This window comes from uncultured Algimonas sp., assembly GCF_947498175.1.
Classification (GTDB): domain Bacteria; phylum Pseudomonadota; class Alphaproteobacteria; order Caulobacterales; family Maricaulaceae; genus Litorimonas.
Window position 1 is genome coordinate 69,881 of sequence record NZ_CANMJB010000004.1, and the last position, 15,225, is coordinate 85,105.

Genomic DNA, 15,225 nt, shown 5'->3' on the forward strand with positions numbered 1-15,225 from the left:
CGCTGCCACTGGCGTCGTTTGCAGGGTGATCCATGAAAAAACTGCGCTCATTGTCCGTGATCGTCGTAGGGCAGACGGCATTCTTCGCTCTGACGGTCCTGATGGCTGTGCTGGTTGGAACGGGTGCGGCCGAACCGTGGATCGTCTGTCTGGCAGGCGGCGCATTGCTGGCGCTGGCATCGGCGGGGACGATCGTCGCATCGCGTCGCCTCGACGCGGAATTCGACCGGATGATCGCAGCTGTGGAAGACGTCGCCACAACGGCAGCGGCACAGGCCGTGCCGGACAGCCGAGACGGCGAAACCTCCCGATTGCACAATGCCTTGAAGAAAGGCTTGCGCCGGATCGCCCAAGGCAAGGTCTCGCACAGGATTGCAGGGTCGTTCGCCGCCGATCACGAAGATCTGGTGAGCGGTTTCAACGCCATGGCCGCCGAGCTCAATTCGGTCGTGTTCCGAGTCGGGACCGGCACGAGCGGCGTTGAGGCCGGGATCGCCGAGATCGAAGCCGAAATCGTGGAGTGGATCGCTGCCTTGGAACGGGGGTCGGCCGTGCGGAGCATGATGGAACAGACTTTGGAGCGCGCGCTCGAAACATGCGACGCGGCGTCGTCGGAACGCGGCAGGGATCCGGAAGATCCGCTGCGGACTGATCTAGACCGTGTGGCGGAAGGTATGCGCCTGGCGATCGGCCAGGCCGGGGAACTTGCCGCCCTATCGCGCGACGGCTTGATGTCGGCAGGGCGCGCGTCAGTCGCGGTCGGTTATCTGACGACCGACAATCAGGGTGTGCGGTGGGTGCTGGCCCGGTTCAGCCCGGAAAGCCTTGTCGGTGCGCCCGCCGATGCGGATAGGGTGACGCCTCGGCTCAGGATCGTCTGAGACGGGTCGGCCATTGTCGGCGGCGTCCGCTGTGCTATCGGCAATCCATGCCCGTTCAACGCAGACCCCGCACGATCCTGAAACTCTCCGGCGACGGCTTTCAGGACTGGTTTTCAGGCCTCGTCACCAATTCGCTCGGCGCGCCGGTGACGTTCGCGGCCCTGCTGACGCCGCAGGGCAAGATCATCGCGGATTTCTTCGTCACTGATCGCGGCGACCATTTGTTGATCGACACGCCTGTCCATATGGGCCCGGCGTTGCAGAAGCGGTTGAAGATGTACCGCCTGCGCGCACCCATCGAGATCGAGGATATGTCGGAGTCACTGCACCTGCACTGTTTTTGGAATATGGACGACGAGGCGGCCATAGGCGCCGCCGATCCGCGCTTGCCCGCCTTGGGCCGGCGGTCGATTTCGGACGTGCCACGCGACGATACGGGTGACTGGGACGCGCATCGCTTGTCGCTCGGCGTGCCGGACAGCGAATGGGACTTCGGGGTCCAGACGACCTTCCCGGCCGACGCCTGCATGGACCAGCTGAACGGCGTGGATTTCCACGGCGGCTGTTTCGTGGGCCAGGAAGTGGTCTCGCGCATGCGCCGGATGACGACGGTGCGCAAACGGATGCGCGGCCTGGTGCTGGACGGCCCTGCGGAACAGGGAGACAAGATCACCGCGGTCGGGCGGACGGTCGGCAACGTGCTGCACGTCCACGGCTCTATCGCCATGGCGCTCGTCCGCCTCGACCGGCTGCGGGAGGCGACCGACGCGCCGGAGGTTCGCGGTCGGCGCGTTCAGGTGATGAAGAGCGTCATCGGAACGGACGACTAGGTTTCGGTTTCATTCGGCGGGTCGATGCGGCGCGTGGAAGTGCCGATTTCGATTTCGAGTTCCGTCAGGTTTTCCAGTCGCGCCGACGTCTCCGCGCGCGAGCCATGCACCGGGCGCATTTCGACGGCGATAGAGGGCATCGGCTCTATCAAGCACTCATCCCCGGCAACAAGGCAGGATTCCGCCTCGATGTGCAGCAGCAGGCCATCATCGCCGGGCCGCGTGCGCAGCACGGTGCGCACGACGTGCCCGTTGCCGCTGTCGAGGTCGAAGCGGCGCTCCTCTGCGCGGTGCAAAGGTATGTCGAAGCCGATTTCCTGATGGCCCATGATCCCGCCCATTTCGGACCGCGTCCATGACTGCGCCCGGACCTGAGCCGTTTCCGGGTAGATGACGGAGGCCACCGCGCCCGGCGCGGTCCTGGCCGAGACGATCAACGCCACGGCGGAAAGGGCCAGCGCCCCGATCGCGACGGCACCCGGCCACTTCGGAAAAGCGGGCGGCAGCGCACCGAGCTCCCCGGCCAGTGCCTCGCGCACCACGTCGCTGACGGTCTGGCCGCGCCGCTCCGCGATGGATGACAGTCGCTCCTTCTCGGCATGATCGACGCGCAGCTCGATCTTTTCGGTCTTCTTCATGAGGCATCCTCGCGGGCATTTTCGTGTCCGACATTTCGTTATGACACGCGGGCGACCCCGCCAAATCTTTCCGCGTCAGACATCGCGTCGGTCGTGTCAGGACATTGCGAAGCGGCGCGGATCGGCTATTCAGGCCCCCATGCCACCTGCCGTCGACATCCGCCGCAACGACCGCGCCGCCCTGCCGCGCTTCGCGGCGCTGAACGCCGAATGGATCGAGGAGCTGCATCACCTTGAAGAATCCGACAAGGCGATGGTCGCGCGACCCGAACTCTATCTGGAGAATGGCGGGCAGGTCTTCTCGGCGCATCTGGACGGCCGGGTGGTCGGGGCTTGCGCGCTCAAGCCGCATGTCGACGGCCCCAAGGCCGGGCAGTGGGAATTGACCAAGATGGCGGTGGACCGGACGGCCCGCGGGCACGGGATCGGGCAAAAGCTCATGGACGCGGTCCATGCCTATGCGCGCGACAGGCTGGGGCTCAGATCGATCTTCCTGCTGTCCAACACGCGCAACGACGCCGCGCTGCGCCTCTATGCGCGCAATGGCTGGACCGTGAACCATGAAGGCCCGCATCCGATCTATGCGCGCTGCAATATCGGCATGGAGAAGATGTTGTGATCACGGCCGTGCCCGATGATTACGACCATCCAGACCTGCCGCGCTGCGGCTGGGTGCCGCCGAACGACCGCCTTTATTGCCATTACCACGACACGGAATGGGGCTGCCCGATCCGCGATTCCAAGGCGCTGTTTTCCAAGTTGATCCAGGACGGGCAGCAGGCGGGGCTCGCCTGGATCACGATCCTGCGCAAGCGCGACAACCTGCTCAAAGCCTATGACGGATTCGACCCGGACATCGTCGCGCGCTATACGGACGCCGACCGCGCGCGATTGCTCGGCGATCCTGGCATCATCCGTTCACGCGCCAAGATCGACGCTGCGATCGGCAATGCGAAAGCCTATCTGGCCATGCGCGAGGCGGGGACCGATTTCTCCGACTATCTCTGGGGTTTCGTGGGCGGCAAACCCATTATCAATGACTGGCAGCGCTTCTCGGACGCCCCGGTCAAATCCGCAGAGTCAGAAGCGATGAGCCAGGACATGAAAAAGCGCGGCTTCAAGTTCGTCGGCCCGGTGATCCTCTATGCCTTCATGCAGGCCGTCGGGATGGTCAACGATCACGAAACCGGCTGTTGCGCCCGCGATGGCAGCCTCAGGGAACGCCGCCTGTAGTCAGGCAGCCCCCGGCGCGAACGCCCAGAAGCGCGACAGCAGATAGCTCAGTCCCGGAACGATGGCGACGGCGACGGCTTTGGCAAAGGCCGGATCGACGCCGACCGGATCCACCAGCAGATAGAGCGCGCCGTTGCTGACGCAGAGCAACAGGACGGACAGGACGAAATAGCGCGTCACGGCCGCGGCACGATTGCGGGCGATCCGGAAGGTGTACAGGCTGTGCCCCAGCGCCGCGACGGCGAACGCGATCAGGAATGCCGAGCTGTTCATGACCACGGGCGGCCAAGCCGTATTCAAGGACAGGATTACGACGCAGGCGGCATGGACGAAGGTCGCGACGATCCCGACGGCCCCGAACCGGATTGTGGTGAACGCTTCACGTTTCAGGGCGGATTTTCTGCTCGTCACGGATCGTCCGTCCGGCGGTATTCGCCTTCGAGAATGTAGACGGGTCTGCGTTTGGTTTCGATGGTCAGGCGCGAGACATATTCACCGATGAGGCCCAACACGAAAAACTGCGCGGCCGCCGCGCAGAGCACGACGACCATCAGCGACGCATAGCCGGGCAGGTCGACGCCGAAGACCAGCGTCCTGACAATCAGATAGGCTGCATAGATCAGGGCGCCGGCCGCCAGGAGTCCGCTCAGATATGTGCTCAGTTTCAACGGGACGGTGGAAAAGCCGAAAATGCCGTCCAGCGCGAAACGGGTCAGCTGGCGCCATTTGAACTTGGTCCGGCCGGCTTGCCGCGCCGGCCGTTCATAGGGCAGGGACGCGGTCGGGAAGCCGACCCATGTGTAGAGGCCTTTCATGAACCGGTTGCGTTCCTCCAGACGACGGATCGCGAGAACCACGCGACGGTCGATAAGCCGGAAGTCGCCGACATTGGGCGGTATCTTGATGGAAGAAAGCCTGTTGAAGACATTGTAGAACAGGCGCGCCGTCATGCGCTTCATCCAGCTGTCGGATCGTCGCACCACGCGTTCCCCGACCACGACGTCGTAACCGGACCGCCATAGGTGCAGGAACTCCGGGATCAGTTCCGGCGGGTCTTGCCCGTCGACATCCATGATGATGACGGCGTCCGCGTCGCAATGGTCCAGACCGGCGCTCATCGCCGCTTCCTTGCCGAAATTGCGTGCCAGGTTCAGCACGGCGATCCGGCGGTCTTCCAGGGCGGCGTCGCAAAGCCTGTCGAGCGTTCCGTCCCGGCTGCCGTCGTTGACGAAGAGGATTTCGCAATCGGCAACGCCGTCCAGAAAGGGTCTGACGGCTTCCAGGAACGGACCAACGGCCTCGGCTTCGTCATAGACGGGCACGATGAGCCCCAGCGTTCCGCTCCGCCTCTCCGGTAGAGGAGCGACACGCAGCGATTGGCGTAAGGACGATGTCTGGGTCATGTCGGAGTCTGGCCTCCATCTTCGGCGTCCGGATCGATCCAGATACGGTTCCGCCCCTGGCCGAAGCTCATTGGAACCAGGGTTTGAATATCGAGGCCGGCGCGGGAGAAGACGGCATCCATGTCCGCCTGCTCGTCCGGCTGTCGGCTTAACAGGACGCCAACGGCCCTGACGGGGCAATCCGTGGCCGGGGCCGAGCGGACTTGGCGTGCATCCAGCAGGTCCGGCGCGAAGACGGGATCGGCATCCCACCCTTTCATGATCGACCGTGTGGCGTCGGGATAGAAATGCCGTTGTGCGTTTTGCCGGTAGTAGGCCAGCACGGGCTGTCCGTCGCAAGCTCCGGCATACCGCGCCAGATAGGCCTGCATGTCGGGGATGCCTTCGCGGTTTTTGAAATATTCTGGCGCGAAGAGAAGCGGCGTGAGCGCCGCCGCCCACGGAACGAACGCCGTCCATCGGGACTGTCGCTTTGCCAGCCGGGCCGCAAGAATGTACAGGATGGCGGGCATGATGACGATGAAGGCGCGTTCCTTGATCAGTTCGACGGCGAACATATGAAGGGCGAAAGCCAGTCCGACGCTCAGCAGCGCTGCATAGAGCAACACGCCGCCGATATGGTCGCGCCACCGGATCGCCCCGATCAAGCCCGCAACTCCCAGCAAGGTGACGACCGGATTGGACAGGAATGTCTTCACGACCAGCCCGCGCGACAGTTGCTGCATCCCGGCCGCGAACTTCTCGGCCGCGCTGCGTTGCGTCATCTCGTCGGACAGGTCGAGGACCGGCAAGCTCCAGACGAGCCAGCCGATAAGCGGCACGAGCGCCGCTATGGTAAGCGCCCCGACTGTGAGGAAGCGTCCTATCCGTCTCGCGCGCAATGCGTCCAGACCGATCACGAGCCCGAGGCAAGCGAACCAGAGGGCCCCGAAATAATGCGTCAGTGCCATCATTGCGCCGACGGTCGTCCAGCACAGACAGACTGCCCAACCGGGCGGATCGGCCTGCACCCACTCACGTGTGAGCAGGACCGACAGGCCGGTCAGGCAGAATAGCAATGTGTAGGGCCGGATTTCCGTCGCGAAATAGATGACCCAATAGGATCCCAGACAGACGAGGAGGAATGTCGTCACCGTCCGGCGATGAGACCGGGGCGCATGGCGCAGCGTCAGCGCGCCGGTGACGATCAGCAATAGCGGCGACATCAGGCGCAAGGCGAACGGGTGGTCGAAGACATGCCGCCAACCATGGAGAAGGACGTAATAGAGCGGCGGATGGACTTCGTTGCGCCAGCGGCCGCCAAACAGTTCAGCCAACGGCAAAGACGGATCGGAAAAGAACAGGCTCCAATATTCGTCGCGCCAGAGCGGCTTCAGCGCCATTGCGGCAATCATGACCGCGACGGGGACGAACGTCGCCACCGCGAAATGGCGCAAGTTCAAGACTGTGGGGGCGCCTTTCACCCGCGCGGGATTAACACCGTGCCGCGCGCCAAGTAAACGACGCGGTTACTCAGCTCGAAACGGATGGGGCGATGAAAACCCGCGACAGCCCGCTCATTCGCCGCAAAGGGCTTTCCTGCGCCCGTCCGCCCCGCTAGACGGGGCGGATAGCCAAATGGGACGGACTGCGACGTGAAAGCCGTTATTTCCTCGACCGGTCTGTGGACTCCGGACGACAGCATCTCCAACGACGAACTGGTCGAGGCGTTCAACGCCTATGTCGATAAGTGGAACGCGCAAAACGCGGCCGCGATCGAGGCGGGCACGCTGGACGCGTTGGCGCCGTCCTCGGCGGAATTCATCGAAAAGGCGTCGGGCATAAAAAGCCGTTACGTTCTTTCCAAGGATCCGATCCTGGATCCGGACATCATGGCCCCCCGCATCCCCGCCCGTCCTGACGGTGAGCCGTCCGTGCTTGCGGAAATGGCTGTCGCGGCCGCGCGCGATGCGCTGAACCGGGCCGGCAAGTCGGCCTCCGACGTGGACGCCGTCATCGTCGCCTGTTCCAATCTGCAGCGCGGCTATCCGGCGATCGCGGTCGAGGTCCAGGCCCTGCTCGGCATAGACGGGTTCGGCTTCGACATGAACGTGGCGTGCTCGAGCGCGACCTTCGGATTGGAAGCGGCGCGCGGGTTGATCTATGGCGGGCAGGCGGGATCCGTGCTGGTGCTGAACCCCGAAATCTGCACGGCGCATCTGAACTTCAAGGACCGCGACAGCCATTTCATCTTCGGCGACGTCGCCACCGCCATCCTGGTCGAGCGCGAAGACATCGCGCCGGACAGCCATTGGGAGATCATCGGCGCGAAGCTGGTCACGCAATTCTCCAACAACATCCGCAACAATTTCGGCTTCCTCAACCACACCGCGCCCGAAGATGACGGTTTCCACGGCGAGCGCGGTCGAAAGGGCCTGACCGACAAGCTGTTCGTCCAGAACGGCCGCTCCGTCTTCAAGGAAGTCGTGCCGATGGTCGCGCGGCTGATTTCGACTGAAGCGCAGAAGCTCGGTCTCGACCCGAATACGCTCAAGCGACTGTGGCTGCACCAGGCGAACCTGAACATGAATGTGCTGATCGCCAAAAAAGTGCTGGGCAAGGAGGTTTCGACCGAACAGGCGCCGGTCGTGCTCGACGAATACGCCAACACGTCCTCAGCCGGATCGATCATCGCCTTCCACAAACATTCCGGTGACTTCGCCGACGGGGAGACGGGTCTGATCTGTTCCTTCGGGGCCGGATATTCGGCGGGCGCGGTGTTCGTGCGCAAGGTCGGCCAAACCCAATGAAACCGGACCTCGAGAAAAAGCCCGGCGCGAAGCCGGGCTCTGTCTCATAGCGGTGAATTTGGACTAACGCTTCTTCCGCGCCTTGCGGGCCGCATATTTCGCGTCGCGGGCCGCCTTCTGCTGTTTGACGAGCTCTTCCTTGGCTTTCTTGCGGGCCGCGTCAGCGAGGTTCTTCTTGCGCTCGCGTTCGGTCTTTTCCGCCTTCTCCTGTTCGCGCTTGGCGGCCTTCTCGGCAGCCCGCTGCTTTTCGCGTTCTTCGCGCGCAGTGTTGCGGGCGGCGCGCTCCTTCATCAGCCGTTCCTTCTCGGCCGGGTCGAGTTGCTTCTCCTTGGCGCGCTTCAGCATGTCGAGCTTCGCCTCTTTCTGCGCTTGGAGGCGGTCGTTGAATGTCTGACCGGGAATGCTCATGAGAAATCGGGTCTTTCGTGATCGGGGGCGTGGGTTCGTGCGTCTGGTCGGGCGTCATGTCCGGGCAGGGGCGCTATATCGCGGTCCCGGCGCGATAAATCAAGATGGGGCGCCGTGAAAGATTGCGGGAATTCCATTTTCGCCACGGATGGGCGGTCCAAAGCCCGCTCATCGGTCGAACGCGGCGTCAGAGCGACGAACTGGGACCGGGAGAGTTCGGCGATCATGGAGCGGGCTCCGTGAGAACGGTCCTTCCCGGCATCTCTCCCTGTCGCTGCGTCAAGGGTGCGTCGAACAGTCTCCAGCTCAGTGTCGGGCGCCGATTTCCGCCACGCAATCGATCTCGACCGCCACGTCGAGGGGCAGGCTCGGCGCGGACACGGCGAAGCGCGCGTGACGGCCCGATTCGCCGAACAGGGCGACCATCAGGTCCGAACAGCCATTGACGATCTGCGGGATGGCCGGACCCGTCGCGTCCGGCGTCGCCTGGACGAAACCGCCCAGCTTGACGATGCGCCGCACGCGCGACAGATCGCCGTCGCAGGCGGCCTTGAGCTGCGCGACGATGTTCAGCCCGCACAGACGCGCGGCGCGTTGGCCCGCCTCGACCGTCAGACCGGCGCCCAGACGCCCCCGCACGATATCGTCGCCGATCTTGCTGATCTGGCCGGACACGAAGACCAGGTCGCCACTGACGACATAGGGCACATAGTTCGCGACCGGCGCCATGGGCTCGGGCAGGGACAGGCCCATTTCCGTCAGTTTTTGCGCGATACTCATATTGAAGCTCCCGTTCTGTGGCCCCACCTATGGGTTCACCGATTATCCGTCCAGCCCGAGGGGCCTTGTTCATGTCCGATGCCTTCCCGCTTCCGCGCCGCCAAGATGCCGTCGTCGATTTCCTGGCCCACCGGCGCAGCAATCTGGCCAAGGCGATGGACGATCCGGGGCCGGACGCGGATACGCTTGAGGCGATCCTGCGCATCGGGACGCGCGTGCCGGACCATCGCAAGCTCTCGCCCTGGCGGCTGATCGTCTACCAAGGCGAGGCCCGCGCCGTCTTCGGACGCACGCTCGAAGCCGCCTACCGCGCCGACAATCCCGATCACCCCGAAGACCGGCACAGGTTCGAGGCCGAGCGCTTCCTGCGCGCGCCCGTCGTGATCGCCGTCATCAGCGCGCCCGTGGACTGCGTGCGCGGCACGCCGGTCTGGGAGCAGCAGCTCTCGGCCGGGTCGGTCTGCCTGAAACTCTGTCTGGCAGCGCAGGCCCACGGCTTCGGCGCGCAATGGCTGAGCGAGTGGTATGCCTACGATCCGCGCATCCACGCCGAGATGGGACTGGCCGAGGGCGAACAGGTCGCGGGCTTCATCTATATCGGCACCGCGACGCAGGCGGCCACGCCGCGCCCCCGGCCCGACCTGTCCGATGTCGTGACCCATGTTTAATCGCTTCGTCGTCTCTGCTCTTTTCACCGTCGCCGCAGCGCTGGCGGCGCCTTCCGTCGCCAGCGAGGCCAGTCCCATGACTATCAACTTCACAGACCCCGAAGCCGTCTCCTCTTGGCGCGTCGTCAATGACGGCGTCATGGGCGGCCGGTCCGAAGGCACGCGCTTCCACGAGGACGGCGCGATGGTCTTCCGCGGCACGATCAACACGCAAGGCGGCGGCTTCTCCTCCATCCGCACCGATGTCGAACCCGGCGCGCTGGCCGGCGCGGACGGGGTGCGGCTTCGCCTGCGGTCCGACGGCCGCGCCTACCGCATGACATTCCGCACGTCCGAGCGCTGGCGCGGCCGCTCCGTCTCCTACCAGGCCGCCATTCCGGCTTCGCCGGACGGCGAATGGACCGAGGTGACGGTCCCGCTGACCGGTATGGACACGTCCGTCTTCGGCCGTTCCGTTCGCGCCGCCCCGTTCGATCCGGCGGACGCGCGCGAACTGGGGATCATCCTGGCCGACGGCCGCGACGGCCCGTTCCGGCTGGAAATCGCGAAGATCGAGGGCGCGGATTAGAGGTCGCCCAGCGACGCGCTGGCCGTCGCGGTCGCGGCCAGCCGCCCGTCGGCATCGAACAGATCGCCCTGCAGGAACGCGACCCGCGCGCCCAGCTTGACCACGCGCCCCTTCGTGGTGACGCGGCCCGGCTTCACGGCCCGCAGATAGTGGACGTGCAGGTCGATGGTCGAGCCGAACCGTTTGCCGTCCGTCATGGCGAACAAAGCCGGGCCCATCGTATCGTCCAACATGGCGGCGAGGAACCCGCCCTGCACGTGTCCGGTCGGGTTGCAGAAGGCGGGCTTCGCGTCGAACGCCAGCTCGATCGTGCCCGCCTTCGGATCGACGGCGATCAGCTCCCAGCCCAGCGTTTCGGCGGCAGGCGGGGCGGGCAGGCGGTCGAAGATCGTTTCGGTCATGCTATCGCTTTCCTTACCGTGAATGCCGGGGACGAACGCTTTAGCATCCGTCGTGGTCTCCATTACCGCTTCGGTCTTTATCCTCATCCCGGGCCCGACCCGGGATCCATCTCCCAACCGTCTCGGCGAACCTGTCGGTCCTGTGATGGATCCCGGATCAAGTCCGGGATGAGGGGCCTTTAATGCGACGATCGCTTCAGCGCGTCTCCCCGAAAAGCTCCCGCCCGATCAGCCAGCGGCGGATCTCGCTGGTCCCGGCGCCGATCTCCATCAGCTTGGCGTCGCGCAACAGGCGGCCCGTGGGGTAGTCGTTGATGTAGCCGTTGCCGCCCAGGATCTGGATCGCGTCCAGCGCCATCTGCGTGGCCTTCTCGGCCGCGTAGAGGATGCATCCGGCGGCGTCCTTGCGGGTTGTCTCGCCCCGGTCGCAGGCAGCGGCCACGGCGTAGGAATAGGCGCGCGCGGTGGAGAGGCTGACATACATGTCGGCCAGCTTGCCCTGGATCAGCTGGAATTCGCCGATGGCTTTGCCGAACTGTTTGCGCTCGTGGATGTAGGGCGTGACCACGTCCAGACAGGCCTGCATGATGCCGATGGACACGGCGCTGAGCACGACGCGTTCATAGTCCAGCCCGCTCATCAGGATCGCCGCGCCCTGGCCGACCTCGCCGACGAGGTTGTCTTCCGGCACGAAGCAGTCCTCGAACACCAGCTCCGCCGTGTCCGACCCGCGCATGCCCAGCTTGTCGAGCTTCTGCGCGGTGGAGAACCCCTCGAAAGACGGCTCGACGAGGAAGGCGGAGACGGACTTTGATCCCGCATCCGGATCGGTCTTGGCATAGACCAGCAGCGTGTCGGCGGTCGGCGAATTGGTGATCCACATCTTCGTGCCGTTGAGCAGATAGCCGCCTTGCGCGCTCTCGGCTTTCAGTTTCATCGACATGACGTCCGATCCCGCGCCCGCTTCGCTCATGGCGAGGCTGCCCAGATGTTCGCCGCTCACCAGCTTGGGCAGGTACTTCTCCTTCTGCTCCGCATTCCCCCAGCGTTCGATCTGGTTGATGCAGAGATTGGAATGCGCGCCGTAGGACAGGCCGATGGAGGCGGACGCCCGGCTGACTTCCTCGATGGCGATGGTGTGCTCCAGATAGCCGAGGCCCAGCCCGCCATTCTCTTCCGCGACCGTGATGCCGTGCAGGCCCAGCGCGCCCATGTCGGGCCAGAGATGGCGCGGAAATTCGTTGGATGCATCCACCTCGGCCGCGATCGGCGCGATCTTGTCCTGGGCGAACTGATAGACGGTCTCGCGGATCGCCTCGGTCGTCTCCGAATGGCCGAATTGCAGCGTGGGGTAGGGCGTGGTGGGCATGATCGTCTCGTCGGTTGAATATGTATCGGCTCGGCCGCCTCCCTAGCGCGGGAGATGTCGGCATGTCTTGCCCCAAAACGCTGAAAGGAGGCGGCGCGTCATGCGGTCTCATGTCGCGAAGGGACCCTGAAGAATCCTTTGGCGTACAGTGCGGCCTTGTCTCGCGACAAAGACGCAGCGCAGACCCGGCCATGAGTGCCGGGGACCTCGTTTCCCTTTCTTCCTCATCCCGGACTCGATCCGGGATCCATCTCTTGCCATCTCGTCTGGCTGCAAGGGGTGGGCGATGGACCGCACGGGACCGTGCCAACGCGTTCCTGTCCGGGGTGAGGGGCTGATGATCTTCAGGCGAGTTTCATCGTACGACCGGGCATCGGGGCCACGGCGGGGTGTGTGTCGCGTCCTGTTTCGTGTCGGATGACACGAGGCGCGGGCTTGCCCTGCCGAAGGCAGAACGAAAGAGTTACCTGTTTACGACGGGACAAGCCCGCGCGAAGGAGTGTCGGCCCGACATCGCCGCCCGGCGTGCGGCCCACCGCCTGCGCTCCACGGCCTCCCCCCGACCGCCGACCCTGGCGAGAGCGGGGATCTTAAGCGCGCGCGGAGCCCAGGGACCAGCCACACGTCGGGGCGAGACGTCGGAGGACGCCAGCCGCTGCGTAGATCGGCTGGCGACTCCACCCGGCGGTGCGCGGTCCTCTCCGGGGCTACGATTGCACCGGGGGTGTCAGACCCCGGCGTCGGCTCTCCCGGAGACGACCCGCGGACTGCTCTTCACAGTCCTTGTGCGGCGGGAGGATCCCCGCTCACACCACCGAGCCCTCGCTCCTGTTCCCCGCACCGAGGGTTACGCCCCTCCTCGTGTCCTGCAGCGAACGGGAGCAACATACACCAGGTTTGGAAAGCGAGGATCTAATTGTCGATTCTTTCGGATGGGCGGGAGAGGACATCAAGCAGAACAAGGGCTTGGTGTGGGCAAAGACGCGGAAGGTTTGTGCGATAAACGAGGATGGGCGTCGGGAAAGGGCGGCCTGTGCGGTCTTCTCCCGTCTGTCCCCGGCCACGAATGTCGGGGACGGCGTCTCCCATACCCCTCACCCCGGACTTGATCCGGGGTCCATCACGGGACGGCTGGGCCAGCTGGAACCGTTGGGAGATGGATCCCGGGTCGAGCCCGGGATGAGGAGAGGAGGCCGGCAAAACGCCGTCCGGGCTTGCGGGGCGGTGTTGCCTTCGCGTCCTTTGGGACGCGTGTCCGTGCCGGACAAGGTTTGCGACGATTGCCGTTGGCAATCTTAGACCCGCACACGGGACGCAAACCTGGGGGGGGGGTCTTGGGCCCCTGCGGGGAAGCCGGTCCGCAGGGCTGGTTCCGGCGGTTACTCGGCCGCTTCGACCGCATCCCCGTCCGGGTTGCGCGATGGGGCGCGGCGGCGGCGTTTGGGCTTGTCTTCGTCGCCCGTATCGGATGCACCCGTATCGGACGCCTCCGTGTCGCTCCGGCCCGCATCGCCGGATCCGCTATCGGCAATGTCGTCCGACTTGCGCGAACGGCGCTTCGGCTTGTCGTCGTCGGACTTCGCGCTCTCGGACCTCGTATTGTCCGGCTTGGCATTGTCGGACTTGGAAGGATCGCGATTGTCCGGATTCGCGCCGTCCTCGTCGCGGCGCGGGCGGCGGCGGGAGCGGGCGGCGCGCTCGTCGCCGTCATCCTTGTTGTCGTTGCGGTCGCCGCGCTTGGATTCGCGCGCTTCGCGTTCGGCCTCGCGGGCGGCTTCCTGTTCGTTCATCAGGCGCAGATAGTGTTCGGCGTGCTGGCGCAGGCTTTCCGCCTTGACCCGGTTGCCGCCGGTCTTGGCGTCGCGTGCCAACTGCGTGTATTTTTCGTAGATGGTCGAGGCGTTGCCGCGCACCTTCACGTCCGGACCGTTGGATTCCATGGACCGGTTGGAGTTGTTGCGATTATTGTTGTTGTTGCGATTGCGGCCGCGCTGACGCTTCATCGAATTGTCCTAAACACGCTGGGTCGAAGTGGGCGGCGAAGGCCGCGCACATTCCGTCCGTGGGTGGTGTGGCCGGCACTCTTGCGTGGGTTCGGGACGTCGTGTCCCAGCGGATAACCGCCCCTGCCGACGCAGGATGCCTAACATCGGATCGCCCGCTGTCAAAGGGGTTTTTCCAGCCGCCTTCGGCCGTCGCCGACTTATCCCCGTGAAATAGCGGGATTCAGAGCCGGATCGTCAAGGCTTGCGGCCCTGAACCACCCGGTCCAGACCGGCCGGGTCCGACCTCGTCCGGACATCGCGGTAGCCGGACGCGTGGAACAGCGCTTCGACCGCAGTCCGCTGATCGAACCCGATCTCCACCCCCAGCCAGCCGCGGGGCCGCAGATAGTCGCGCGCGCCGGGCACGAGGATGCGGTAGGGGTCCAGACCGTCCGTCCCGCCATGCAGGGCATGATGCGGATCATGCGCGCTGACCTCGCGCTCCAGCGCATCCATGGCGTCCGTTGCGATATAGGGCGGATTGCTGAGCACGGCGTCGAACGCGCCGGGTCCGAGCGCGCCGAACCAGTCGGACCGCGCCAGGTCCACCCGGTCCGCGACGCCGAGCGCGTTCGCATTGCGCGCCGCCGTGGCCAGCGCGTCGGGATCGACATCGGTCGCGACGGCGCTCGCGTCGGGCCGTTCGGCCAGCAGGCTGAGCGCCAGCACGCCCGATCCGGTCCCCAGATCGAGCACGCGCGGCGCGTTCACATCGCGCACGGCCGCCAGCGCGGCGAGCAGCAGCACTTCCGTATCGCCGCGCGGCGACAGGACGTTGTCGATGGCGAAACGACGGCCGTAGAAGTCGCGCCGCTCCAGGATGCGGTCCACGGGCTCGCCTCTCAGGCGCCGGTCCGCCGCTTCCAGGACGGCCGCGAACCGGTCCTGCGGGACGAACTCCGTCCCGCGCAGGGCGTAGTCCGTTCGCGACAGGCCGGTCAGGCCCAGCACCAGGTCGAGCGCGTCCTCGTCGGCGAAAGACAGGCCGGCGGCTTCGAACCGGCGGGCCAGGACCCGCTTGGCCGACCGGTAGGTCAGGCCGGAATAGGGACCGGAACGGGGTCTTTCAGACAAGGGGACGACCATGGGCCGCCCATAGGACGGCTTTGCGAGGCGGCCAAGGCGTCTTCGGTCCTCGCGACGATCCGCGCCGCATCGTAGGCCTCCGTCACCCTGGAGACGGATCCTTTGACCGTCCATGTCCAACAGCGG

General features: G+C 65.2%; 17 protein-coding genes. 7 read left to right on the plus strand and 10 right to left on the minus strand.

The genetic code is table 11. The features are described 5' to 3' along the window. The first annotated feature begins 32 nt into the window (after positions 1 to 32). Both Q0718_RS07355 and Q0718_RS07360 read left to right on the plus strand, forming a co-directional pair. Positions 33 to 881 (plus strand): hypothetical protein, encoded by an 849-nt coding sequence (locus Q0718_RS07355; protein WP_298915704.1) that lies wholly within the window; start codon positions 33 to 35, stop codon positions 879 to 881. Positions 882 to 928: 47 nt separating this feature from the next. Beyond that, a complete protein-coding gene (locus Q0718_RS07360; protein WP_298915707.1) occupies positions 929 to 1,711 on the plus strand; it encodes a hypothetical protein in 783 nt (260 codons plus the stop codon). Here Q0718_RS07360 and Q0718_RS07365 read toward each other — a convergent pair. Continuing rightward, positions 1,708 to 2,349 carry a ribbon-helix-helix protein, CopG family gene (locus Q0718_RS07365; protein WP_298915709.1) on the minus strand — a complete coding sequence of 214 codons (642 nt, stop codon included), beginning with the start codon at positions 2,347 to 2,349 and terminating at the stop codon, positions 1,708 to 1,710. The two genes, Q0718_RS07360 and Q0718_RS07365, sit on opposite strands and share 4 nt — an antisense overlap. Before the next feature lie 139 nt (positions 2,350 to 2,488). On the opposite strand from Q0718_RS07365, the gene Q0718_RS07370 reads away from it, so the two are divergent. After that, positions 2,489 to 2,968, plus strand: coding sequence for a GNAT family N-acetyltransferase (locus Q0718_RS07370; RefSeq protein WP_298915712.1), 480 nt, complete (start codon positions 2,489 to 2,491; stop codon positions 2,966 to 2,968). Further along, a complete protein-coding gene (locus tag Q0718_RS07375; protein WP_298915715.1) occupies positions 2,965 to 3,582 on the plus strand; it encodes a DNA-3-methyladenine glycosylase I in 618 nt (205 codons plus the stop codon). Before Q0718_RS07370 ends, Q0718_RS07375 begins: the two co-directional genes overlap by 4 nt. Here Q0718_RS07375 and Q0718_RS07380 read toward each other — a convergent pair whose 3' ends face one another. From Q0718_RS07380 to Q0718_RS07390, 3 genes are read right to left on the minus strand one after another with little or no spacing between them, the layout of a single operon-like run. Further along, complete coding sequence (locus Q0718_RS07380) at positions 3,583 to 3,993, minus strand: GtrA family protein (protein WP_298915718.1); 411 nt, start codon at positions 3,991 to 3,993, stop codon at positions 3,583 to 3,585. After that, positions 3,990 to 4,985, minus strand: coding sequence for a glycosyltransferase family 2 protein (locus Q0718_RS07385; RefSeq protein WP_298915721.1), 996 nt, complete (start codon positions 4,983 to 4,985; stop codon positions 3,990 to 3,992). The genes Q0718_RS07380 and Q0718_RS07385 overlap by 4 nt, the downstream gene beginning before the upstream one ends. Continuing rightward, entirely contained in the window at positions 4,982 to 6,427 is a 1,446-nt protein-coding gene (locus tag Q0718_RS07390) for a hypothetical protein (RefSeq protein ID WP_298915724.1), read from the minus strand. The genes Q0718_RS07385 and Q0718_RS07390 overlap by 4 nt, the downstream gene beginning before the upstream one ends. 192 nt (positions 6,428 to 6,619) lie before the next feature. Here Q0718_RS07390 and Q0718_RS07395 point away from each other — a divergent pair, with 192 nt between their 5' ends. Then, positions 6,620 to 7,774 (plus strand): beta-ketoacyl-ACP synthase III, encoded by a 1,155-nt coding sequence (locus Q0718_RS07395; RefSeq protein ID WP_298915727.1) that lies wholly within the window; start codon positions 6,620 to 6,622, stop codon positions 7,772 to 7,774. 63 nt (positions 7,775 to 7,837) lie between these two features. Here the strand turns inward: Q0718_RS07395 and Q0718_RS07400 are convergent, their stop codons facing one another. Together Q0718_RS07400 and Q0718_RS07405 are read right to left on the minus strand one after the other, a co-directional pair. After that, entirely contained in the window at positions 7,838 to 8,182 is a 345-nt protein-coding gene (locus Q0718_RS07400) for a DUF6481 family protein (RefSeq protein WP_298915730.1), read from the minus strand. A gap of 306 nt (positions 8,183 to 8,488) precedes the next feature. After that, positions 8,489 to 8,962 (minus strand): RidA family protein, encoded by a 474-nt coding sequence (locus tag Q0718_RS07405; RefSeq protein WP_298915733.1) that lies wholly within the window; start codon positions 8,960 to 8,962, stop codon positions 8,489 to 8,491. 71 nt (positions 8,963 to 9,033) lie between these two features. On the opposite strand from Q0718_RS07405, the gene Q0718_RS07410 reads away from it, so the two are divergent. Together Q0718_RS07410 and Q0718_RS07415 are read left to right on the plus strand one after the other, a co-directional pair. After that, on the plus strand, positions 9,034 to 9,630 hold the full coding sequence (locus Q0718_RS07410; RefSeq protein ID WP_298915736.1) for a nitroreductase: 597 nt from the start codon (positions 9,034 to 9,036) through the stop codon (positions 9,628 to 9,630). Continuing rightward, on the plus strand, positions 9,623 to 10,198 hold the full coding sequence (locus tag Q0718_RS07415) for a CIA30 family protein (RefSeq protein ID WP_298915739.1): 576 nt from the start codon (positions 9,623 to 9,625) through the stop codon (positions 10,196 to 10,198). Before Q0718_RS07410 ends, Q0718_RS07415 begins: the two co-directional genes overlap by 8 nt. On the opposite strand, the gene Q0718_RS07420 is transcribed toward Q0718_RS07415, so the two are convergent. The 4 genes from Q0718_RS07420 to prmC form a co-directional block, all read right to left on the minus strand. Beyond that, the gene (locus Q0718_RS07420) at positions 10,195 to 10,599 is read right to left on the minus strand and encodes a PaaI family thioesterase (protein WP_298915742.1); all 405 of its coding nucleotides are present in this window, start codon (positions 10,597 to 10,599) and stop codon (positions 10,195 to 10,197) included. The two genes, Q0718_RS07415 and Q0718_RS07420, sit on opposite strands and share 4 nt — an antisense overlap. A 196-nt stretch (positions 10,600 to 10,795) precedes the next feature. Next, positions 10,796 to 11,968 (minus strand): isovaleryl-CoA dehydrogenase, encoded by a 1,173-nt coding sequence (locus Q0718_RS07425; protein ID WP_298915747.1) that lies wholly within the window; start codon positions 11,966 to 11,968, stop codon positions 10,796 to 10,798. Positions 11,969 to 13,347: 1,379 nt separating this feature from the next. Then, the gene (locus tag Q0718_RS07430) at positions 13,348 to 13,971 is read right to left on the minus strand and encodes a DUF4167 domain-containing protein (protein ID WP_298915752.1); all 624 of its coding nucleotides are present in this window, start codon (positions 13,969 to 13,971) and stop codon (positions 13,348 to 13,350) included. Between the two features lie 237 nt (positions 13,972 to 14,208). After that, positions 14,209 to 15,087 carry a peptide chain release factor N(5)-glutamine methyltransferase gene (gene prmC / locus Q0718_RS07435; RefSeq protein ID WP_298915755.1) on the minus strand — a complete coding sequence of 293 codons (879 nt, stop codon included), beginning with the start codon at positions 15,085 to 15,087 and terminating at the stop codon, positions 14,209 to 14,211. Positions 15,088 to 15,225 lie beyond the last annotated feature (138 nt).

Excerpts from the sequence above, each read along its gene's own strand:
- Q0718_RS07385 (WP_298915721.1), bottom strand. The coding sequence starts at position 4,985 with ATGACCCAGACATCGTCCTTACGCCAATCGCTGCGTGTCGCTCCTCTA.
- Q0718_RS07410 (WP_298915736.1), top strand. The coding sequence starts at position 9,034 with ATGTCCGATGCCTTCCCGCTTCCGCGCCGCCAAGATGCCGTCGTCGAT.
- Q0718_RS07365 (WP_298915709.1), bottom strand. The coding sequence starts at position 2,349 with ATGAAGAAGACCGAAAAGATCGAGCTGCGCGTCGATCATGCCGAGAAG.
- Q0718_RS07415 (WP_298915739.1), top strand. The coding sequence starts at position 9,623 with ATGTTTAATCGCTTCGTCGTCTCTGCTCTTTTCACCGTCGCCGCAGCG.
- Q0718_RS07400 (WP_298915730.1), bottom strand. The coding sequence starts at position 8,182 with ATGAGCATTCCCGGTCAGACATTCAACGACCGCCTCCAAGCGCAGAAA.
- Q0718_RS07355 (WP_298915704.1), top strand. The coding sequence starts at position 33 with ATGAAAAAACTGCGCTCATTGTCCGTGATCGTCGTAGGGCAGACGGCA.
- Q0718_RS07360 (WP_298915707.1), top strand. The coding sequence starts at position 929 with ATGCCCGTTCAACGCAGACCCCGCACGATCCTGAAACTCTCCGGCGAC.
- Q0718_RS07425 (WP_298915747.1), bottom strand. The coding sequence starts at position 11,968 with ATGCCCACCACGCCCTACCCCACGCTGCAATTCGGCCATTCGGAGACG.
- Q0718_RS07420 (WP_298915742.1), bottom strand. The coding sequence starts at position 10,599 with ATGACCGAAACGATCTTCGACCGCCTGCCCGCCCCGCCTGCCGCCGAA.
- Q0718_RS07405 (WP_298915733.1), bottom strand. The coding sequence starts at position 8,962 with ATGAGTATCGCGCAAAAACTGACGGAAATGGGCCTGTCCCTGCCCGAG.
- Q0718_RS07370 (WP_298915712.1), top strand. The coding sequence starts at position 2,489 with ATGCCACCTGCCGTCGACATCCGCCGCAACGACCGCGCCGCCCTGCCG.
- Q0718_RS07430 (WP_298915752.1), bottom strand. The coding sequence starts at position 13,971 with ATGAAGCGTCAGCGCGGCCGCAATCGCAACAACAACAATAATCGCAAC.